The organism is Halorubrum sp. ARQ200, assembly GCF_005435115.1.
Lineage (GTDB): Archaea > Halobacteriota > Halobacteria > Halobacteriales > Haloferacaceae > Halorubrum > Halorubrum tropicale.
On sequence record NZ_SGTZ01000005.1, the window covers coordinates 98,431 to 119,058 of the forward strand.

Here is a 20,628-nt window from a genome sequence, read left to right on the forward strand (position 1 = left end):
AACAGATGAGTCGAGAGACGATTCCCGTCACCGTGCTGAGCGGCAACCTCGGCGCGGGCAAGACGACCGTGCTGAACAACCTCCTGAACACGCGAACGGACCTGGACGTCGCGGTCCTCGTCAACGACATGGGCGAGGTGAACGTCGACGCCGAGCGCGTCGCCGAACACTCGGACATCTCGGAGGACGACGAGGACCTGATCGAACTGTCGAACGGCTGTATCTGCTGTGAGCTACGCGGCGACCTACTGGACGCGCTCGCGAAGCTCGCACAGGCCCGCGAGTTTGATTACTTGGTCATCGAATCGACCGGCGTCGCCGAACCGTTGCCGGTCGCCCAGACGCTCACCATGGGATTCGATCAAGGCGACCTCGATCCCACGGAGTTCTACGAGGAGACCGGCATCGAAGTGATGGACTACTACGAACTCGACACGACCGTCACTGTGGTCGATGCCCACCAGTTCTGGACAACGTTCGATTCGAAGGAATCGCTGATGGACGGCGACACCGAGAAAGACCTCGGAAGCCTCTTGATCGAACAGATCGAGTTCTGTGACGTCCTGCTGTTGAACAAGTGCGACCTCGTCGACGAGGAGACGCTCGGCGAGATCGAAGATATGATCGAAGTGCTACAACCGCGCGCGAAGATCATCCGAACCGAACACGGCGCGGTCGATCCCGGCGAGATCCTCGACACAGGACGGTTCGACTTCGAAGCGGCGAGCCAGTCCGCGGGGTGGCTACGGGAGCTCCAGCAGCCGCACGAATCTGCTGAAGAGGAACACGGTGTCACGTCATTCGTCTACACGTCGCGCCGTCCGTTCCACCCCGAGCGGTTCGCCGAGCTCCTCGACTCGTTCCCCGCAAACGTCGTCCGCTCGAAAGGCCACTTTTGGCTGGCGGGTCGCGAAGAAATGGCACTCGGATTGAACGTTGCGGGACGGTCGATCCGAGTCGGGTCGGCCGGTGGTTGGATTGCGACGCTGCCGGAGAACGAGCGCGAGAGCTACTTCGAGGCCAATCCGGAGCTCGAAGAAATATGGGACGACAAGTGGGGTGACAGGGGGACCCAGCTCGTGCTCATCGGTACGGACATGGACCACGACGCGCTCCGCACCGACCTCAATACGGCCCTGCTGACCGACGAGGAAATGGACGCCGACTGGACCGCCTTCGACGACCGGTTCCCGACGTGGGACGACGGAGACTCCGCCACACCTGAAGAGGGGACCGAGGAGCCGACCGAGACGACCGACGACGGCGCCGAGGAGGTCGGCCTCGCGGACTGACGATGTCCTCGCCACGATCCCTCTTCCGGACTGTCGTCAACAAGAACGCACCGCACGAGACCCGTAAAGCGGCGATCGGCGAGCTCGCCGAGATAGACGCGACGACACAGCTTCGCGTGATCGTCGTCGCAGACGGCCTCAACGGGTCGTTCCGCCGGAACGCGTTGAACGCGCTTGGTCGATGCCGAGCGACAACAGAACTCGGTGCGCTGGTCGACGACGCGAGCCTACCGACAGCGCTCCGAGAGCGGGCGGACCGGCTTCGCTAGCGCTCGGTTCGGTTCGTTGGGTTTCGTTTTGAGCTTGGAAGTTAGTTAGTAAGCGGTCCAAGTTAATATTCTAAAGCAGTCAACACAAACCATTTCTTAATAACATTCTTGTATATATGGCCCCGAGTTGATAATGTAATGTCGTACACCTGCTCCAACTGCGATGCACAGTTCCAGAGCGCTGCCGGCGTGACCCAGCACGTTGCGCTTCACCACAACACGTGTGCCGAGTGTAACGAGGAGTTTGAGGAGACCGACGCCCTACGCGACCACATCCACGAGAATCACTGAGCGAGCGGCTCGTCACGAGTTCGCTGAAACTCCACTTCTCTGTCAGGGCCAATCATCGTCGGCTGTTGACACACTCTCAAGCTGCCAGCCTGCGGCCTTTGCAGCCTCCGTCACCGACTGGTAGGCCCAGTCGGGTACTGTCTCTACCACCCTCGCGGTCTCGTCTGTCCCGACGAATACGTACCGTTCCGTCTCGAAGTGTCCTCGGACCGCCGTCAGCGCCTCCGCTATCGAACGTGGTCCGGACAGGAACTCTTGGTGATATCCGGCCTCTCGCACTCGCCGTCGTTCGATGTACGACGGCTCCGAGGAGACGATCCCGACGTTGCTGGTCCAGGTAGTGGCATCTTCAAGGGCACGGGCGGGCCGCGCGAGTTGCTCGAGTGCGCCAAGCGAGACGGCGAGCGTGAGATCGGTCGAAGCCACGTCACGATCCTCCTCGAGAGCTCATCGGTAGGGGGTCTGTCCGCGCCTGATCTGGTGGGTCGAGAATCCGCTCTGCGGCCCGGCGGGCACCGACGATATTGCGAGCGAAGGGACCGACGCTGGGCTCCGCGAGCGCGCCCGAAACGTACACCGCGGACTCAGTGCTGTCGGTCCGTCTCCATGCGAGGGTTCGATCGTCGAGGACGGGAAATCCCTCGGCCCCGCGTGCGAGCGACAGCGACTCGCTGACGCGGTCGACCAACGGCTGCTCGGGAACCGGTTCGAGTCCGGTCGCGAGGACGACGCGTGCGGCCGTCGCTCTCGTGCCGTCGTCGAAGCGGAGGGACAGCCCCTCGTCTGTCGCGTTCGCAGACGTGATTTCGCCTTGCCGGTGTTCAAGCGCACCACCGTCACGCGCTTCGGCCAGTCGTCGTTCGACGTACGGCGGGATCGTGGCGTCGTTGCGGGCGGACCGGATCCGATCGAGACGAGCCTCCGATCCCGGCGGGAGCGTGTGGATTTCTTTGCCGATGTGACGCCAGTTGATCCAGTGCGGGTCGGCCTCGGTCAGTTCGATTTCGAGTTCGTGACGCGACAGGAGTGTCACCGCGGTCCGCTCTGCCAGACGCCAGGCGAGGTGCCCGGCAGTGATACCCCCTCCGACGACGAACGTTCGCCCCTCGAACGGGTCGGGCGTCGCCGGGTCGAACGCTTCGTCCCAGACGTGTGCGAGCGGCGCGTCGTCCGGGAGCGACGCCGTCCACTCTGGGAGCGTCGGTGTCGCACCGAGCCCGACGGCCAAGACGACGCGGTGGGTCTCAATCGCTCCCGCGTCCGCTTCCACCAGATACGTCTCTGTGCCCGCAGACCGGGAAACATTGGTTATCTTCAACCGATGATGACAGTCGGAAAGCTCACGACGCTCGATAACGTCGCGAGCGTGGTCGAGAAACAGGTCAAGAGTCGGTCGGTCCGGGTAGTTCTTCGTCGACACGAGTTCGTTCGCTCGGTGGTGTCCTTCCGCGAACGACTCGAGCGAGAACGACTCGGTGTCGATGTGGTGGACGAACGTCGACCGGAGGGTCTCCATGCCGCACTGATTGGCCTCCTTGGCGAACGAAGCGAGTAACTCCTCGCGCGGGTCGAGGATCCGAATCTCGTCGCGCGTGTACTCACCCTCCGTAATGAGGTGGTTTGCGAGGCAAGTGCCGTGAATTCCGCCGCCAACAATCACGTACTCGTAGGGGGGATCACCACTCAGTGAGTGATCAGCCGTCAACCTACCGACTGTCACTCTCGTTTTCCTCCGTCGACTTCCAATTCTTTTCGGTGGTGATTGGACTGACGATCACTGAACCGTTGTACGATCGGAAGCCGATACCCCAACTTTCGACTACTAAGCGCGACGGCGTACACTGCAATCGCCGCGACGACGATCGAGCCGCCGGCCGCAATTCCGTAGACGTACGACAGCGTCACACCGGCTATCGCCGCGAACTCGGCGGCGAGGATCGCCAGTAAGATGGATTGCTTGAAGCTCTCGGCGACTTGCGCCGCAGCGGCGACCGGAACGACGAGCATCGCAGCGACGAGGATGACGCCCATAATCTGCATCGCGCTGACGACGACCAGCGCCGTGAGCACGACCATGAGGCGTTTGTATAGGCGGACGTTCAGTCGCGCCGCGCGGGCGGCCGTCGCGTCGAATGTGACGTACAAGAGTGGCCGATAGGCCAGCGTGACGAGGCTACCGACGAGGACACTCATTAACGCGAGGATACCGACGCTCTCCGTCGAGACAGTCGCCAAACTGCCGAATAAGTAGGCGTCGATACCGACCGCGATGCCGCCGTCGGTGGCAGTGATGAGGATGCTGCCGACGGCGAATCCTCCCGTCAGGACGATCGCCAGCGAGGTGTCGCTGTACGCCCCGGCGTGTTCGACGAGCAACTCTACGAGTAGCGCCGTGACGATTGCGACCACGAATGCGGTGAACAGCGGCGACAGCGTGAGCGAGAAGGCCGAATTGAGGAACAACCCGACGGCGACGCCGGCGAAGGCTGTGTGTGCGAGCGTATCGCTGATCATCGCCATCTCTCGATGGACGAGGAACGTCCCGACGACCGGCCCAATGAGAGCGATACACAACGCAGCGAGGTAGGCACGTTGCATATACGGGTATTCGAGCATCGGCATGCCGAGCAGGTCGGCCAACACGTCCATTCCGGGACCAAAGACGTAGTTGAGGAACCACTCGATAGGGGCGAAGACGTTGACAGCAAAAAGCGGAGTCGCTATCATGTCGTCGAGTGGAACACTCTCTCCGAGGCGACGTAGTGTGAACATCATTTGTGGTCGTGCTGGAGGATGTGTTGGTCTCTCCCATATGCCTGCGAGAGGGCATCAGTCTCGACGAATTCCTCCGGGTCGCCGTCGAAGTACAACTGACGGTTGAGACAGGCGACGTCCGTCGCGTGCGTGGTGACGACACCGATGTCGTGTTCGATCAGGATGACGGTCAGCCCGGTCGCGTTCAGCTCATGGATGAGGCCGTAGAACTCCTCTCTGGATTCGGCGTCGACGCCGACCGTCGGTTCGTCGAGCGCGAGCAGGTCGGCCTCCGAGGCGAGCGCACGGGCGATGAACACCCGTTGGCGTTGGCCACCGGACAGTCGACCGACCCGGCGAGACGCGAGGTCTGTGATTCCCACCTGTTCCAGCGCGTCTTCGATCGCTTGCCGGTCCGCTGCCGAGAATCGACCGAAGAGCCGCCGCGGGTACCGCCCCATCTCGACAACCTCTTGAACCGTGATTGGCATATCGCGCGCCGCCTTCGTTGCGTCCTGTGCGACGTATCCGATCCGCTCACCGGCGTCGAACTCGTGGGCGGGTTCGCCGAACAGCGAAACCGTGCCTTCGTCTGGTCGACGAAGTCCGAGCATCAGGTCAAGCAGCGTGCTCTTGCCGCTCCCGTTTGGCCCGACTAGTCCGAGGAAGGAGCCAGGCTCGACGTCGATCGACACCGACTCGAGAACTGGGGCCCCTCCGTAGCCGAATGTGACGTCATCGACGCTGATGAGGGGGTTCCCCGACTGTTGCCGCTCCATCGTTGCTGTCGTCATCGGTAGTCGTCGAGGTCGACGAACGAGTTCTCGTACGCCGTAATCCAGGTTGTTGTTCGATACGGAACAGCCACGTCCGGCGGATAAATCGTACAGACGGGTCTCTCCGCTGGGCCGACGACCAGTGCCATCAGTCCCGAACGAGGGCTCTCGGATGGGCCGGGCTCGGCGTTCCCGTCCCACTCCGGTTCCGTGTCGCCAGACGTGGTGTCGCTCATTCTGCGTCGAGGGCCTGCTTCAGGGTCTCGAGATTGATGTTTTCCATGATCTCAATGTAGCCCCAGCCCTCATCGGCCCACTCCTGGGTCTGTCCGGGAATTGGCGTCAGCGGGAGGACTTCGGTGGCGTCGGTCTCTGCGACCAGCTGGTTCGCCGCCGTCTGAGATTCGAGCGGATCCGCACAGACGTACTGGAGGTCGTGTTCGGCGATGATCTCCTGGGCCCGTTCGATATCCCTCGGCGTCGGCTGGTCGTCCGGTGACAGTCCCGTCAGCGTCCGGACCTCGAAGTCGTAGCGCTGACCGAGGTACTGGAAGGCGTTGTGACCAGCGACGAACACGACGTCTTTCGAGGCGCCCTCTAGCGTGGACCGGAACGACTCGTCGAGTTCGTCCAGACGATTACGGTACGACTCGGCGTTCTCGGCGTAGGCACTGGCGTTGTCGCCGTCGACGTCGACGAACCCGCTCCGGATGTTGTCGACGGCCTGCTTCGCTCGCTCGGGGTCTAACCAGAAGTGCGGGTCCGCTCCGCCGGAGTGGTTGTGGCCGTGTCCCTCCTCGCCTTCGTGATCGGCTTCTCCCTCGTGCTCGCCTTCGTGTTCTTCACCACTCTCGTGGCCGTGTTCACCCTCATGCTCGCCATCGCCCTCGTGCCCGTGTCCGCCCGCACTCTCAGTCACTTCGGGCTCGATGACCGACCCACTGCCGTCGGTGAGCGTCGCGTCGAACTCAGCGGGAGCGTGCTGGGCAAAGAGGACATAGTGACCCTCTGTTTCAATGTCGAGGGAGAACGTCGTCTCACCTGAGTCCGCGAACTGGAGGTGATAGAGTGACTCACTGGACGGCGTGAGTGTCTCGCCGCCTTCGACCGGTGTGTGCGTGTCGTGGTCGCCGTAGAGGGCTGCCGCAGTTTCCTCGACGTGGTGAATGCCGTGGTCGCCACCCTCGTCGGTCGCGATGACGGCGAGCTGCATCTTCGGATCGGGGCCCTCGTGGAACGTGTGCGTGTAGGTGCCAGCTTCGAGGTGGTAGAGGCCAGCCCACTCCCAAGGAGTCTCCCCACCGTGATCGTGTTCTCCTTCGCCGTCGTGGCCTTCCTCGTGTTCCCCCTCGTGACGTTCCTCGTGTTCGCCCTCATGATCTCCTTCGTGACCGTGATCGTGGTTATGTCCGCCTTCAAGGAGGCTGATACCAGCACCGGCAGCGACCACGTCGACGTCAGCGTCGTCGTCACCGAGACTCGTCACGAGGTCGTCAGCCCACGGCTGGAATCCCTCCATCCCGTAGAGGAAGAGGTCAGATTCGAGGACTGTTCCCTGGATCTGTGGCCCCGGTTCCCACCCATGGCCGTGTTGGCCGATCGGGACGAGCGTCTCTGCGGTCGCGGTGTCGCCTGCAACCTGGCTGGCTAAGTCCCCGAATACGAAGAACGAAGACTGGGCTTCCGGCCCGGTATTCTCTGTCGCTGTTGAGCCGTCATTCTCCGCCGCGCCGGAGTCGCCGTTGTTCGATGTACAGCCCGCGAGCGCACCGATGGTTGCCGTACCGAGTCCAGCTACGATGAGTCGACGTCGAGTGTATCGAGGCATCTGTTGATAACATCAGCAAATTAGATAATAAAGACTGTGATTTTAGTCAGTCAAGTTAATAAGAATCACTAACCAAAATCTGAGTTTAGTAACTAGTGTCGTGGTAACTAATGCGAGTCGTAGAATTGCTAATTATTGCTACCTCGAAATCCGTATTACACAACCCCGAGAATGGTGCTAACAGGCTTTTCGTACTCGCATCCCGAATGAATGGATGTAATGTGCCACTGTTTCAGCGACCTAGCCGAGATGAGTGATAAAGAGCGTACGGAAATCCTCAGCGAACACTCGACAGAAGAACTCCGCGCGGAATACTCCACGGAAGAACTAGAAACCCTCGGCGTCACCGCCTGAGGCTAGTTCACGTTGGTCTTACCCGGACGACCGACACCGTCCGCCCGTCATTTAGACCTAGTCGCCTCCTGTTTCTCTGCGTACGCGAGCGTGTAGTAGTCTCGATCCGTCACCTCACCGGGGTCGTCGGTAACGAGAGTTTCTTGAGTATTCATGAAGAGTCGCCGGCCGAATGTCACCTCGTACCCCGCTTCGGTCATCTTGTCGTAGGTCGTCGGCGCGTCGGTCACTTTGAACAGGATCAACCGATTCGGACCGATCGGTGCTTCTCCGTCGGTCGCCTCGCGGAGCGTCAGTTCAGCACCAGCGTCGATGTCGACCCCGAGGACTGAAGCGAACGCCGTCACACTGCTGACACCCGGAACGACTTCGATGTCGACGCTGGGATGCTGCTCGCGAAGCGTCCGACGCAGGTGTCCGAACGTCGAGTAGATACAGGGATCGCCGAGCGTGACGAACGCCGCGTCGGCGTCGCGCGCGTTCGGCGCGACTTCCGCGACCGCCGCCTCCCACGCCGCCTCAAGCTCTTGGGGGTCGGTCGTCATCGGGAACTCAAGGTCACCCAGTTTCGAGTCGGGAACGTACTCGGTCGCGACGCGCCGTGACAGTCGTCCGGGTGAGTAGACGATGTCGGCCGATTCGAGCCGTCGCTTGCCGCGAACCGTGAGCAGGTCAGTCGCGCCCGGCCCCAGTCCAATTCCGTAGAGCGTCATCGTTGCTGCTCCCTCGGTAAGCTTGGGGCTCCGCGCACTTGCTTACCCATCGATCTCACCGACTGTGTGTCGCGTCGCGAGCCCGGCGAGATGCGGGGCCTCTTCGACGATGATCTCGGCCGTGGCGAGTTCAACGGCGTTCACGCTTCCGGGCAGCACGAACACTGGGACGTCGCGGGCGATACCCGCCGTTGCGCGGGTCGCGACGACGCGGGTTCCGACCTCCTCCCACGAGAGCCGCCTGAACGCCTCGCCGAAGCCTGGTAGCTCGCGGTCGAAGAGCTCGCTCACCGCGTCCGGACTGACGTCGTCGACAGTGACTCCCGTCCCGCCGGTAGTTACGACAAGGTCAACGTCCAACCGATCCAGACACTCGCTCACAGTGGTCTTAATCCGGACGTAGTCGTCCGGAACCGTCCGGCGTGACGTGACGACGTGACCCGCGTCGACGAGAGTGTTCGCGACGGCGTCACCGCCGGGATCGGTCGGGTCTGCTTCCGTGGCGGTTCCTCGGGACGACGAGACGGTCACGATTGCGACACCGAGTGGATCAACGCAGTCGTGACCGTCTTCGTCCGTCGTCCGTCGGTCCGCCGCCGACGGGAGCTCCGAGTGATTCCCGGTCACTGTCCCTCACCGACCACGAGACGCTGTTCCATCGGTGGCTGAGACCGGTCCATCGTCCCCGGAAACGGATTCTCGAGTTCGTCCCAGTTCCCCGCCATCTCCGGTTCTGAGAGGAGACAGTCGTCAAGGGCGGCGGCGATGGCCGAGTCGTCCATTCCAGCGCCGATGAAGACGAGCTTTATTTCACGGTCTCCCCACTGTTCGTCCCAGTGGAGATCCGGTCGTGACTCACGGTAGGAATCACGCTGGAACTTTGGGACCGTGACCGCCCATCGGCCGTTGACTTCGACGTGCGTCTGCGTACCCGCTTGGCTCAAGTCCAGCGCGTATCGCTCGCGTCCAGCGACCCACAAGTGTCCTTTCGCTCGGACGACGGACTCGGGGAACGAGCGGAGCCACTCACTGAACCGTTCCGGATGGAACGGTCGGTGGCGCTCGTACACGAACGAGTCGACGCCGAACTCCTCCGGCGGGTGACGGTGATCGTGGTCGTCACCCGGACCATCGTGGGTACCGTCGTGACCGTTGTCACGCTCGGAAGCCTCGTCGTGGCTGTGACTTTTTCGGTGATCCATCTCTGCTGATTCCGGCTCTCCGGTTCCTCCGTGGTCGCTCGAGAGCACCTGCTTCCACCGGGCGGACCGTTTCGCTTGTTCTCTGTCGAATCGTCCAGTTCCGAGAACGTCGTCGGGTTCGACGGCGCTCTCGGTCGTGCGGGTGATGTCGACACCGGGGTGGAGCGTTTCGAGCACGCGTTCGACCGTCTCGCGTTCGTCTTCCGTGACGAGGTCACACTTGTTGAGGACGAGTACGTCGCAGAATTCGACCTGTTCAGCAAGTAGATCCGAAAGCGGTCGAGAGCCGTCATCCGTCGACTTGATCGGACGACCGTCGACGAACGTTCGATGGAACTGTGCGGCGTCGACCACCGTGACGGTCGTATCGAGATCGTACAGCGTCGACGCACGTGCGGGCGAGACGAACCGCTGGGCGATGGGGACCGGATCGCTGATCCCCGAGGCTTCGATGACTAGATAATCGAACTCCTCGTCGAAGGCCAGACGTAGCAGCTCCTGGTCCAATTCGTTCTGGAGGCCGCAACAGATACAGCCGTTCGACAGTTCCGTGACGCCGCCGTCTTCCATCGAGAGTTCGGAGCCGTTCTCGATGAGGCCGGCGTCGACGTTCACCTCGCCGACGTCGTTGACGAGAACAGCGATATCGTACTCCTCGCCGCCGACGGTAAGGAGGTGGTTCAGCAGGGTCGTTTTCCCGGCCCCGAGTCCGCCACTGAGTATCGTGACCGGCGGGTGGTCGTCGACGGTCATCAGTCGTCAGCCAGTGCGAGTTCGCGCTGTTCGTCGGCGGTGAACGGGTCCGGATACTCGTTCCAGTCTTCCCCCATCTCTGCGTCTGAGAGGACACAGCCTTCCAGTCGCTCGATCAGTGTCTCCTGATCGAATTCGCGGCCGATGAACACGAGTTCCGATCCACGGTCGCCCCACTGGTCGTCCCAATCCTCTTTGATGCCGGGGCGGGCGGCGAAGTAGCGCTCTTGTTGGGCCTGCGGGAGCGTGGCGATCCACGTCCCTTTCGGACCGGCCCGAACCGACTGGCCTGCTTTGTCGAGACCCATGGCGATGTCTTCGCGACCGGCAGACCAGAAGAAGCCCTTCGCGCGAACGATTCCGTCGGGGAGGTCGGCGAAGAGGCGAGCGATCCGCTCGGGGTGGAACGGTCGGCGGGATTCGAAGACGAACGAGGTGACCCCGTGTTCGTCGGCGGCCGACTCGTGGTGATGGCCGTGCTGGAGTTCACGCTTCCATCCGGCGGACTGACTTGCGCGATCGAAATCGAACCGACCCGTATTCAGAATCTCTCCGGGGTCGACCGCCCCGTGTTCGGTTCGGATAATATTTGCTCTCGGTTGGAGCGCCCGTAGCACTGCCTCCATCTCTTCAAGTTCATCGTCGGGGACGAGATCGCACTTGTTCAACAGGAGGACGTCACAGAACTCGATCTGATCCATCAGCGCCTCCTCGGGGACCCGGTTCCCTTGTGGATCGATGGAGTCGTCGGTGAGAGCTTGGCCGGAATCAAACCCCTTCCAGAAGCTGTGCGCGTCAACGACACTGACCATCGTGTCGAGTTCGTAGACCCCCGTAGGGTCGAAATCCGCGTCTTCGAATCCGCGAGCGAACGTCTGCGCGACCGGAATCGGTTCGCTGATCCCAGACGACTCCACGAGGAGGTACTTGAAGTCTCGCTCGTCGGCTAATCGGCCTACCTCGTCAAGCATGTCCCCGCGAAGCCGACAGCAGATACACCCGTTCGACATCTCGATGATCTCGTCGTCGTTCTGGGTGAGATCCGACTCGCGTTCGACGAGGTCGGCGTCGACGTTCACTTCGCCCATATCGTTTACTAAAACGGCGGCGTTGAGTTCCTGTTCGCTACTAAGAATGTGGTTGAGCGTCGTCGTCTTGCCAGCTCCGAGACTTCCGCTGAGAATCGTTACCGGGATCGGGTAGTCGTTGGACGGCATACTCTAATTATGAATCTACTACACTAAAATACTAATTATTATGCTTATACTCTACTGTCATAACAGGAACTAATAAGACTGAATAAAACTTTAATATATGAGCGTCGTTAGCATCTCGATGCCCGAGGCCTTGCTGGAACGCATCGACGAGTTCGCCGAAGAACACGGGTACAGTGGCCGAAGCGAAGTCGTTCGCGAAGGCACACGCACGTTATTCGAAGAGTTTCAAGAGCAACATATCGAGGGACAAAAGCAGATGTGTACGGTAACGGTCGTCTTCGAGTACTGTCAACCCGCCGTCCAGGAGCGTCTCACGAGAGCACGCCACGAGTACGATGCTATCGTCTCCGCAACTACCCACACACACGTCCAAGACCAGTACTGTATGGAGTTGTACGTTTTAGAGGGGACCACAGAAGTACTATCTGGATTCGTCAACAGCGTTCGAGCAGTGCCGAATGTCCAAGCGGTGGATTACTCGATCGCCTCACTAGGCGATGCCCACATTGATCAGCGCATCAAGTCTTGAGCACCGCTCAGTCCTCGGCGAGGAGCATCAGTTTAACACGACTCACCGTATCGAAATCGCGCAAGCGATAGGTGAGAGTCCGAACACGCGAGGCTGGCCCGTTACAAAAGAGCGTCTCGAGACACCACTCTCCTTCATGGATATGATTCGTGGTCGTGATGACGTCCTGAAACTGGTGTTGTACGTCGTGGATGTCTTCAATAACCGCTTCGTGTTCGTAATCGAAGGCCATGACGACGACGTCGCCTTCGATATCTTCTAATCTGGTGTGTGCCTCAATGTACTCTTGCATCGCTTCGCGGGCGCCACGCGAACGCGAATTTAGCCCTTCTGCTTGCCACGTTTCATCGAACTCGGACAGGAGGTCATCGGGAATGTTGAAGCTCGTGCGCATGATTTTGTTCTCTATTTTATTGGTGATCTATCTTCGAATATCACAATACTCCCGAGTCGTGGGAGACCGCTCACGCAGGCTCCGACCACAAGATTGCGTCCCATCAAGAAGTCGTGAGAGATGCCGAAGAAGGCGGTCAGTCATGTCTGTGTCCATCTGCGGAGGGTGTCGGTGTGGTGCTGGAATTTCCAGCTTCCGTCAGGAGCGACACGAGGTCCGATTCGGTCACCGGCTGTGCCGTCGCCCCCAGCCCTGCGTCACGAGCCACACGAACCGCGCTCGGTGGGTGAAGGTTCGCGTCCGCCAACAGGGCGTCGTCGTAGAACACTTCTCGGGGCGTTCCGCCTCCGATGATGTTGCCCTCGGCCATCACGCAGACGCGGTCCGCGACTTCGGCGGCAAATTCGAGGTCGTGCGTCGACAGGACGACACTGATACCGTCCTCGTGAATTTGCTCGATCCGCTCCGCGACCAGCTGAGACCGGTCGGGGTCAAGCCCTGCGAGTGGTTCGTCGAGCACGACCACACTCGGTTCGAGGACGAGCACACCGGCGAGGCCAGCGAGCCGTTTCTCCCCACCGCTCAGGTAGTGTGGGATTCGGTCTTCGAGGTGGCTCGCGTCGACAGTCGCCAGCGCTTCACGAGCGCGTTCCCTCGCTTCGTCTCCGGGGACCCCGTAGTTCTGAAGGCCGAACATCACGTCGTCGAGGACTGTGGGCGCGACGAGTTGCGTATCGGCGTCTTGGAATACGAAGCCGACCTCTTTTCGCGCGTGTGGCTTGTTGTCCTCGGAGATCGGGGTCCCGTCGACGACGAGCTCGCCGTCGTCGGGAACGAGGGTGGCGTTCAGATGTTCGAGGAGCGTGGACTTTCCGGCGCCGTTGCCGCCGACGAGGGCGACGACCTCGTCGGGATACACGGAGAAATCGACATCGTGCATACCCACCGTCCCGTCCGGGTACGTGTGGGCTTGACACTGTAGATCAACTAGGGGCCGCCGGTCTTCAGAGCGATCCGTACTCATACTGGAATCACCTCGTAGACGCCGACCAGCGCGTAGGCGACGACGCCGGCGTAGCAAGCGCCGATAACGACGAGCTCACGAGCGGGCGGTCGCGGGACGTCCCCGTACAGCGTGAGGTCGCCGTCGTATCCGCGGGCTTCCATCGACTTGACGAGTCGTTCGGACTGCTCGATCGCTGACAGCATCGTCATGCCGAGGATCCGGGCGTACAGCCGTTTGTTCGACCAGAATTCTGAGAAGTTCGCTCCGCGGGAGAGCGCGGCTTTCACCAAGTCCTCAAGCGTCTCAAGCATAACGAACGTGAACCGGTAGGTGAGGAGGGCGACCTGGTCGATCGGTCGCGGAAGCAACCGCCCGAGCATGTACGCGACGTCCGTGTATTTGGTCGTCATCGACGCCGTCAGCGAAAACGTGACGACCGTGAGCGACCGACAACTGAGCTCCAAAAAGAGGGTGAGACCCTCCCACGTAACCGAGAAACCGCCGAAGGGCGTCGGGACTGCGCCCCCGATCGGCGTCCCCGGTTCGAGAAACGCAAGCGGTCCGGCGACCGAGATGATGAACAGCATCGGGAGTGTGTACCATCCGATGAGCCGCCGAAACGGCAGGTCAGCGAGTCCGTAGACTACCAGTACGGTTCCGTACAGACCGGCCAAGAGCGCGAGGCGGTCGAACACCGTGACGGCGAGAACGAGCACACCGACGACGCCGACCTTCGTCCACGGGTTGATTCGATGTAACGGTCCGTCTCGCCGCTCGGCGAACGCCGTAATGAGCCGAGGGTCAGGGACGTGATTCGAGAGCGTTGTCACGGTTACCGTGTCGGTCGTTCGTCATCACCGAAGCCGCCGTAACGGTCGACGTAGACGTACAGCCCGAGACCCAAGAGGGCGAAGGCGAGAACAATTCCGCCGAATTCGACCATCAGTCCGCCCTTCCGGATGGGACCGGCAACGACGATACCACGTCCAAGATTCACGAGCGTGCCACCGCCGTCTTGGACGCCGCGTTGAAGCGTTTGCGAGGCCCGCTTTGCCCATGGAACGGCACCACCGGTCGCAGTGAACCCCCAGTAGCCGACGGCGAGGAACGCCGAGAAGACGGCAGCCATGCTACCGTACTGCTTCCAGCGCTGCATCAGGCTGTCACCCCCGAGGGCTCATCGCGAGTGTCGCGGTCGGTAAGTCCGACGAGGTCGGGACGCACTGAGGCGAGGAATTGGACGATAAGTCCCGTAAGCAGCCCCTCAACGACCGCAACACCGAGGTTGAGAGCGGAGAGTCCACCAACGGCGATCAGCAGGTCACCACGCGGGAGCGCGCTCCCGTTAACCCCGCTGATAACGATGATCGCCCCCATCAGGAATGACCCTGCCGAGAGGCCGAGTGTCGCGGCACTCGCGCTGGCGGGGAAGACGTCCCACTCCATCCCCATCAGCGTCTTGAACGCGTAGTAGGCGACGATCGCTTCGCTGGCGTTGATCAGCGTGTTCGCCCCGATTAGGCCGACCGCTCCGTGTCCGAGCGCCGCCGAAAAGATGTTGACGACCAATGCGACAAGCGCGCCGAGAAGCGGTCCGGCGATGATACCCACGAGCCCGGTGAGGTTCATGTGAATTCCGCCCCACACTGGAATGTTAAGCTGGAAGACCGCAAAACTCGCAGCCGCGCCAATACCCGCGAGTGCGATCTGGTGTGTTTTTATTCCACCTTTCCGTATCCGATAGACTACGGTGGAAATCAGTCCAGCACCAAGCAGCGTCCACAGCACGAGCGCCCAGAGGGGGAATGACCCTTCTCCAAGGTGAATGTGCGGCATATCTGTTTGGCAATTAAAGACTTAGATATAATAACTTTGCTGTGCTAAGGTAGAAGAACATAATAAGAAGAACGCAAGATGCGTTTGCGGTTTAATTCAAAGCGCGGGCACACGTGCCGGTGACAGCGATACCGAGCCTACGTATCGCTCACTTCTGTGCCGTTTCTGTCGACGGGCACGACAGTGTATTCCACCGAGACAGACTCGTCCGCTCCTCGAACGGTGCCGATAAAATGGAGAACGTCTTGATACGCGGCTTCGACGACGAACGTCTCGACACAGCCGGCGTTCTCTCGGAGGCAGTTATGCGAGTTCGACCGGATGGACCCTTCGAACTCATGGCGGATATCCATCATTCGGCGTTCAATCTCCGGCTCGTCGTATCCGAAGACTGCAGTGACCGTCGTCAACACCCGCCGGTCCTCGTAATCGCTCTCTTGATACTCTTCGAGCAGTGACTGACAGGCCTCACGAATCACCTCACTCCGGCCGGTGTAGCCGTGTTCTTCCGCAAACGTATCGAGATCTTCTCGGAGTCGCTCTGTCATCGAGGAGCTCACGATAGGCATATGTTAAAATTCGATTCTAACATAATAGATATGGCGGTCTAAAGAAAATGAATTAATAACTCTGCTGTGAGAGCGTCTCAGTGGCTAGTGTCGGCAGGACTCCCGAGCTCATCCCTAATCTGTGCGACGTGGTCCACGAAGTCGCGGGCGGTCCGTCCACGTGGGCGTTCTAGATCAATGGAGAATGTTGATTGTACAGTTCCCGGGTCGGAACCCATGACGATCACGCGGTCAGCGAGGGTCACTGCCTCGTCGATGTCGTGGGTGACGAACACGACGGTCTGTCCGGTCTGCGTCCAGATGTCGAGCAGTTCCGCGTGTAAGCGGTCACGCGTTCGAGCGTCGACACTACCGAACGGTTCGTCCATCAAGAGGATCTCCGGATCGGGGGCGAGCGCGCGAGCGATACCGACGCGCTGTTTCATGCCACCGGACAGCTCCTTTGGGTACGCGTCTTCGAAGCCGTCGAGCCCTACCAGGTCGATTAACTCCCGGACTCGTCCCTCGCAGTCGGGACAGTCACAGGCGGGCCGGTCAAGGCCAAACCGGATATTTCCGCGGACGGTTCGCCACGGGAACAGCGCGTACTCCTGAAAGACCATTCCCCTGTCCAGCCCAGGACCGGTAACCGGGTCTCCACCGACCAGTATCGAACCACCATCGGGATCGTCGAGCCCGGCGATCGCTCGCAACAGCGTCGTCTTCCCACACCCCGAGGGACCGACGACACAGCAAAACTCGCCCTCCGACACCGAGAACGAGACGTCATCGAGCGCCTGCGTCGACTCGTACGAGCGGCTCACGTTCTGGATAGTGATCTTCTCACGGGAGTCCCGGTCGGTGGACGAGTCCGTACTCAGCGCCATGCGAGGACCCTCCGTTCGAGCAGGCGGAACCCGACGTCCATACAGAGGAACGCCAAGCTGATCAGGAACATGTACGCGACGCTGGTCGCCATCGCGAGGTTGTTCGAGGCGTTGATGATCTCGTAGCCGACGCCTGGTGCGCCGAACAGCTCGGCACCGACGACGATCATCCAGCAGCGACCGATGCTCGTCCGGAATCCGGTCAGCACTTGGGGAGCCGCACTCGGGAGCGCGACGAGTTTCAACATCGAGAGGTCGCGCTCGACACCGAGCGTCGACGCGGCGTCGGTCAGGTCGGTCGAAACGCCCTCGACGCCGCCATACGCGCCGTAGAAGTTGATCCAAAATGCACCGACGAAGACGATGAACGCCGCGCCGGTGTGGTGGATGCCGAACCAGACGATCGCGAAGACGATCCACGCCAGCGGCGGGATCGGTCGCAGGACCCGGACGAGCGGCCGCAGCCAGTCGTCGAACGCACCGTTCCAGCCCATCGCCAGTCCGAGACCGATCCCACAGGTCGCACCGAGAAGGAGCCCAGGAACGTAGTGGAACAGCGTCTGCGCGAGATGTGCAAGCCCGGTTGGGAGTACGAGACTCGATCCCAGAATAGGGACCACAATCGCCGTCGAGGTCGCGAACAGGTCGATAAACGCGCGCACCGAATCGAGGGGGCCCGGCACCAGATACGACGGCTGGGTCGTCATCGCGCCAACCCACCAGACGAGCAGGAACACGACGAGACCGCCGAGGCCGCGAAGATACCGCTGCAGGTCCCCCTCGAAGGTTTTGGCCGTCAGCGCGTTCGAACTGGTGTCGGTCTGCGTGCTCATTACTGTATTGCGTCGTAGGGGTCGAACGCGAACAGGTCCTCGGTCGCGACTGGCTCCTCGATGTTGCCGACGTTGGCGACGAACTCTCCCATCGTCGCGGCCTGATCAGTGATCGCGTGGGGATCCGACATGAACTCCGACGCCTTCGAATCAATGGCGGCCGTCGCGAGGTCTTCACTCACGCCGGAGCCGATGACCGAGGCAGCGTGGCTGGCGGCGGCATCCGGGGATTTCCCCGTGAACTCGGTCGCCGCGACGTGCTGTTCGACGAGCGATTGGGCGACCTCATCGTCGTCGAGCACTCGCTGGTTCGCGAACAGCACCGTGACGGGGTGGTTGTCCAGGATGTTCCCGGACCAGGCGAGTTCCTCGAACCCGTCAGCTTGGCTGATAATCGTCGCGAACGGTTCCTGGATGATCGTCGCGTCGATGTCGCCCGACTGGATGGTCTGGACCGCCTTCGCGGGCGGGACCTTGGACTTGTTGATGGTGGAGTCCATCTCATCGACGTCAAGGTCCTCCTGAATCCAGTACCGGAGAACGATGTCGGGAACGCTCCCGTCCGGCGGTGCTCCAAACCGGACCTTCCGCCCGTGCTCTTCTTCGAAGCGCTCAAACGTGGCAGCCCCTTCCTGTTCGTAGAGATCGGCGAGTTCGGTCGTCCCCATGATCTTGAAGCCGTTTCTCGAATTCGCCGCGAGGACACCAGCCTCGGTGCCCTTGTCCACGAGGACCATTGCCGGGGTGATGCCGAAGAGCGCGACATCGACGTCCCCACTCGCGAATGCCTTGACGACACTGGGGCCGGAGCTGAACCGCTCTATTGTGAGATCCGTCGGAACGTCCTCGTAGTACCCCTCTTGTTCCATCACGTAGTGTTGCATGTTCGGGTAAATCGGGACGTACGCGACCGTGACAGAATCGAGGGACCCGCCTCCCTGACCGAGACAGCCAGCGACTCCCGTCGCAGCAATCGTGGTTGCGCCCGTCTGGAGTAGTCTTCGGCGCGAGATGTGAATCATCAGTGTTGTTAACACTAAAGGCAATCATAATAATACCTGTGATTCTTCTAAACAATATTAATACTTTTGCTGGATGGGGTTCGGAGATATTGGTATTGATGGGGGTGAATTCAGCGAGGGAGGAAAAGCAGAATCAGCTCAGATCGGCCAGCGGGCTGAAATCATCTACTGGAGATACGGAGTAATCAATTGTGAGAGTATCCTTAGTCGCTCGAATCTTCCCAACAAACGCCGAGATCTCTTCGAGAGACCCTTCGAGCACAAACAGTTCCATACAGTGGTGTCCGCCAACGTGACTATGGAAATTCGAAGCGACGATATCCTCGTATTCGTGGCGAAGGTGCATCATTTTCTCTTCGACAGTCGTTGTTTCGTAGTCGAATAACACGGTGACCACTCCCATCAGTTCGCGCCCTTCGAGTTTCTTGTCCTCGAATTCACCCATGAGGTTCCGACTCGCCTCCCGAAGCACCTCACTCCGACCAGTGTATCCGTGATCGTCGGCAAACTGATCAATCCGCTCAAGCAAGTCTTCAGGCATTGAGACGCTTACCACGGTCATATATCAATATAGCCGGCAGAATATATTAAGATTTATTATTCTTACTCGCTGGTCGTCGATCGAGGTTCCTCATCCTCCCCGTCGTAATCAGTGGGAGACTGTGTCACCGTTGTTGGATTCACTCCCGGCGTAAACGCCGGGATTCTCTCCTCGTAGAAAGATAGAGAAGCAGAACGTCTCGACATCATCAGTTCTGGCTCAAAATTCGCAGTTCAGCACGAGCAGTTAATTTTCTGACTCACGCCGACGCAGATTCGTCCCTGACGGTACTTCCCAGAACGAGTGCGCCGGCAATGATTACGAGATTCTTTACGATATACTGACCCTCGACCGTTAACCCGTACGGGAACGTGGTATAGACGACTTCAGGGAGCAGTACCATCGGGAGGAACGTACCCGGAAGTTGGAGTGCCAACAGCAGCAATCCAACACGTGTAAGCGGCGGGTAGAGCAGACAGATCCCGATGATCACTTCCCACACGCCAAGTACCGGGACGAAAAACTCAGGCGGAAGAACGTACACCGTAGAGGCGACGAGGTCACCGGCTGGCGAGACACCGAGTACTTTGAGTGCGCCGAACCAAATGAACACCGCTCCGACAGCGGCTCGCAACGCTGGAACGCTCCAACGATCCATTTTCGATGCCAGTGTCGCATCGAGTGCGTCCAACCGCTCTTGATACACGGTTAGCGTGTCTTTCGATTCGTTTTCTGAGGTTGCCATCGCGTGTGTAATAGCTACGATTTTGCCGGACAAAAGGCTTCTAGCTCCTGATCAACCGTGTTAGATTCTTTGAGTAGAACCTGTGTGGTTCTCATTATCTCCACTATGAGAAAAGTCAATTAGTTCATCCCAGTCATCTGGATTCCATCAACGAGTGACCGATCGATGTCGTCGTACCCGATCGTCCGTCCGCCGTAATTATCAGCGAACGATTCAGCTTCGCTGGGTTCCGAGAACGGCATGAGATCTGGCCCCATACCACCCATTACATCCGATTCGATGACGTATGTGAGGCCCGTGGCATCGGCGAATGTATCGGGGGCGGTCGGTGCTGGCATCTTCTTTCGCTCAGTGTCTTCAGGGATCTCCCAATCAACACGGGAGTAGTCCGTGACGTAGACCGCGGTCGCCTCCGCGCCGTCAGCTACCAGGTTAAGATGGTACGGGAAGAGACCATGTGCGAGCGTGTGAAACCAAGCAAGGTTCTCAGTTCCTTCAGAGCCTTGGACGGGCCCCTGTCTGGGTTCGGGTTCTGTATCGGCGTAGAACACCTGCCCATTAGGGCCTCCATGGTCTCCAATGACCATTCCACCTTGGTAGTCAGTCTTTTGACCCGACAAATCCACCGGTTCAGGACTTGAGCCAGAGGATCCCCCAACGCAGCCAGCCGTTCCAATTACGACTCCCAAGCCGACTGTATGAACGACCTGTCGACGCGATACCAAATGCGAGTCAGGTTCAGATTTCATAGCTATAGTTCTTCATATAGAGTCAATACGGTTCTGGTGTGACTGTCGAACGGCGTTTGCCAGAGGACATAAACCACTCACAGGAGGCG

Annotated in this window: 26 protein-coding genes; 4 read left to right on the plus strand and 22 right to left on the minus strand. The window is 60.1% G+C overall.

All coding sequences use genetic code 11. From position 1 onward, the window contains the following. Positions 1-5 precede the first annotated feature (5 nt). From EXE50_RS08975 to EXE50_RS17425, 3 genes are all read left to right on the plus strand, one after another. Positions 6-1,292 (plus strand): GTP-binding protein, encoded by a 1,287-nt coding sequence (locus EXE50_RS08975; RefSeq protein ID WP_137704852.1) that lies wholly within the window; start codon positions 6-8, stop codon positions 1,290-1,292. A gap of 2 nt (positions 1,293-1,294) precedes the next feature. Next, positions 1,295-1,561, plus strand: a complete 267-nt coding sequence (locus EXE50_RS08980; RefSeq protein ID WP_137704853.1) for a hypothetical protein — start codon at positions 1,295-1,297, stop codon at positions 1,559-1,561. 138 nt (positions 1,562-1,699) lie between these two features. Then, complete coding sequence (locus tag EXE50_RS17425; RefSeq protein ID WP_008847116.1) at positions 1,700-1,852, plus strand: hypothetical protein; 153 nt, start codon at positions 1,700-1,702, stop codon at positions 1,850-1,852. Between the two features lie 42 nt (positions 1,853-1,894). On the opposite strand, the gene EXE50_RS08985 is transcribed toward EXE50_RS17425, so the two are convergent. From EXE50_RS08985 to EXE50_RS09030, 10 genes are all read right to left on the minus strand, one after another. Continuing rightward, positions 1,895-2,278 carry a hypothetical protein gene (locus tag EXE50_RS08985; protein WP_137704854.1) on the minus strand — a complete coding sequence of 128 codons (384 nt, stop codon included), beginning with the start codon at positions 2,276-2,278 and terminating at the stop codon, positions 1,895-1,897. A 1-nt stretch (position 2,279) separates the two neighbouring features. Continuing rightward, positions 2,280-3,572 carry an FAD/NAD(P)-binding protein gene (locus tag EXE50_RS08990; RefSeq protein ID WP_241982703.1) on the minus strand — a complete coding sequence of 431 codons (1,293 nt, stop codon included), beginning with the start codon at positions 3,570-3,572 and terminating at the stop codon, positions 2,280-2,282. Then, positions 3,569-4,627: a metal ABC transporter permease gene (locus EXE50_RS08995; RefSeq protein WP_053770073.1), complete on the minus strand. Its 1,059-nt coding sequence runs from the start codon at positions 4,625-4,627 to the stop codon at positions 3,569-3,571. The genes EXE50_RS08990 and EXE50_RS08995 overlap by 4 nt, the downstream gene beginning before the upstream one ends. Next, the gene (locus EXE50_RS09000; protein ID WP_053770074.1) at positions 4,624-5,400 is read right to left on the minus strand and encodes a metal ABC transporter ATP-binding protein; all 777 of its coding nucleotides are present in this window, start codon (positions 5,398-5,400) and stop codon (positions 4,624-4,626) included. Before EXE50_RS09000 ends, EXE50_RS08995 begins: the two co-directional genes overlap by 4 nt. Beyond that, complete coding sequence (locus tag EXE50_RS09005; RefSeq protein ID WP_077152236.1) at positions 5,397-5,618, minus strand: hypothetical protein; 222 nt, start codon at positions 5,616-5,618, stop codon at positions 5,397-5,399. The genes EXE50_RS09000 and EXE50_RS09005 overlap by 4 nt, the downstream gene beginning before the upstream one ends. Beyond that, positions 5,615-7,210: a metal ABC transporter substrate-binding protein gene (locus EXE50_RS09010; protein WP_053770075.1), complete on the minus strand. Its 1,596-nt coding sequence runs from the start codon at positions 7,208-7,210 to the stop codon at positions 5,615-5,617. The genes EXE50_RS09005 and EXE50_RS09010 overlap by 4 nt, the downstream gene beginning before the upstream one ends. A gap of 401 nt (positions 7,211-7,611) precedes the next feature. Beyond that, positions 7,612-8,277, minus strand: a complete 666-nt coding sequence (locus EXE50_RS09015) for a cobalt-factor II C(20)-methyltransferase (protein ID WP_137704855.1) — start codon at positions 8,275-8,277, stop codon at positions 7,612-7,614. 42 nt (positions 8,278-8,319) lie between these two features. Next, positions 8,320-8,904, minus strand: coding sequence for a molybdenum cofactor biosynthesis protein B (locus EXE50_RS09020; protein ID WP_137704856.1), 585 nt, complete (start codon positions 8,902-8,904; stop codon positions 8,320-8,322). Further along, positions 8,901-10,232, minus strand: coding sequence for a GTP-binding protein (locus EXE50_RS09025; protein WP_053770078.1), 1,332 nt, complete (start codon positions 10,230-10,232; stop codon positions 8,901-8,903). Before EXE50_RS09025 ends, EXE50_RS09020 begins: the two co-directional genes overlap by 4 nt. Further along, entirely contained in the window at positions 10,232-11,449 is a 1,218-nt protein-coding gene (locus tag EXE50_RS09030; RefSeq protein ID WP_137704857.1) for a GTP-binding protein, read from the minus strand. The genes EXE50_RS09025 and EXE50_RS09030 overlap by 1 nt, the downstream gene beginning before the upstream one ends. A 97-nt stretch (positions 11,450-11,546) precedes the next feature. On the opposite strand from EXE50_RS09030, the gene EXE50_RS09035 reads away from it, so the two are divergent. Further along, on the plus strand, positions 11,547-11,978 hold the full coding sequence (locus tag EXE50_RS09035) for a CopG family ribbon-helix-helix protein (RefSeq protein ID WP_137704858.1): 432 nt from the start codon (positions 11,547-11,549) through the stop codon (positions 11,976-11,978). A 7-nt stretch (positions 11,979-11,985) separates the two neighbouring features. On the opposite strand, the gene EXE50_RS09040 is transcribed toward EXE50_RS09035, so the two are convergent. The 12 genes from EXE50_RS09040 to EXE50_RS09095 form a co-directional block, all read right to left on the minus strand. Further along, entirely contained in the window at positions 11,986-12,372 is a 387-nt protein-coding gene (locus EXE50_RS09040) for a CopG family ribbon-helix-helix protein (RefSeq protein ID WP_137704859.1), read from the minus strand. Between the two features lie 136 nt (positions 12,373-12,508). Then, positions 12,509-13,312 (minus strand): energy-coupling factor ABC transporter ATP-binding protein, encoded by an 804-nt coding sequence (locus tag EXE50_RS09045; protein WP_199241341.1) that lies wholly within the window; start codon positions 13,310-13,312, stop codon positions 12,509-12,511. Positions 13,313-13,392: 80 nt separating this feature from the next. Further along, the gene (locus EXE50_RS09050; RefSeq protein WP_053770083.1) at positions 13,393-14,208 is read right to left on the minus strand and encodes an energy-coupling factor transporter transmembrane protein EcfT; all 816 of its coding nucleotides are present in this window, start codon (positions 14,206-14,208) and stop codon (positions 13,393-13,395) included. 2 nt (positions 14,209-14,210) lie between these two features. Next, the gene (locus EXE50_RS09055; protein WP_094494812.1) at positions 14,211-14,534 is read right to left on the minus strand and encodes a cobalamin transport operon protein; all 324 of its coding nucleotides are present in this window, start codon (positions 14,532-14,534) and stop codon (positions 14,211-14,213) included. Then, positions 14,534-15,214, minus strand: a complete 681-nt coding sequence (locus EXE50_RS09060; RefSeq protein WP_137704860.1) for an energy-coupling factor ABC transporter permease — start codon at positions 15,212-15,214, stop codon at positions 14,534-14,536. Before EXE50_RS09060 ends, EXE50_RS09055 begins: the two co-directional genes overlap by 1 nt. Positions 15,215-15,351: 137 nt before the next feature. Next, positions 15,352-15,762: a CopG family ribbon-helix-helix protein gene (locus EXE50_RS09065; RefSeq protein ID WP_053770086.1), complete on the minus strand. Its 411-nt coding sequence runs from the start codon at positions 15,760-15,762 to the stop codon at positions 15,352-15,354. A gap of 98 nt (positions 15,763-15,860) precedes the next feature. Then, a complete protein-coding gene (locus EXE50_RS09070; RefSeq protein ID WP_053770087.1) occupies positions 15,861-16,649 on the minus strand; it encodes an ABC transporter ATP-binding protein in 789 nt (262 codons plus the stop codon). Beyond that, positions 16,640-17,482, minus strand: coding sequence for an ABC transporter permease (locus EXE50_RS09075; protein ID WP_137704861.1), 843 nt, complete (start codon positions 17,480-17,482; stop codon positions 16,640-16,642). The genes EXE50_RS09070 and EXE50_RS09075 overlap by 10 nt, the downstream gene beginning before the upstream one ends. Continuing rightward, positions 17,482-18,504 carry an ABC transporter substrate-binding protein gene (locus tag EXE50_RS09080; protein ID WP_137704862.1) on the minus strand — a complete coding sequence of 341 codons (1,023 nt, stop codon included), beginning with the start codon at positions 18,502-18,504 and terminating at the stop codon, positions 17,482-17,484. The genes EXE50_RS09075 and EXE50_RS09080 overlap by 1 nt, the downstream gene beginning before the upstream one ends. Positions 18,505-18,637: 133 nt before the next feature. Then, complete coding sequence (locus EXE50_RS09085; RefSeq protein ID WP_053770089.1) at positions 18,638-19,066, minus strand: CopG family ribbon-helix-helix protein; 429 nt, start codon at positions 19,064-19,066, stop codon at positions 18,638-18,640. 238 nt (positions 19,067-19,304) lie between these two features. Then, positions 19,305-19,790, minus strand: a complete 486-nt coding sequence (locus EXE50_RS09090) for a DoxX family membrane protein (RefSeq protein WP_053770090.1) — start codon at positions 19,788-19,790, stop codon at positions 19,305-19,307. Between the two features lie 119 nt (positions 19,791-19,909). Next, the gene (locus EXE50_RS09095; protein WP_053770091.1) at positions 19,910-20,539 is read right to left on the minus strand and encodes a nitrous oxide reductase accessory protein NosL; all 630 of its coding nucleotides are present in this window, start codon (positions 20,537-20,539) and stop codon (positions 19,910-19,912) included. Between the last annotated feature and the right edge of the window lie 89 nt (positions 20,540-20,628).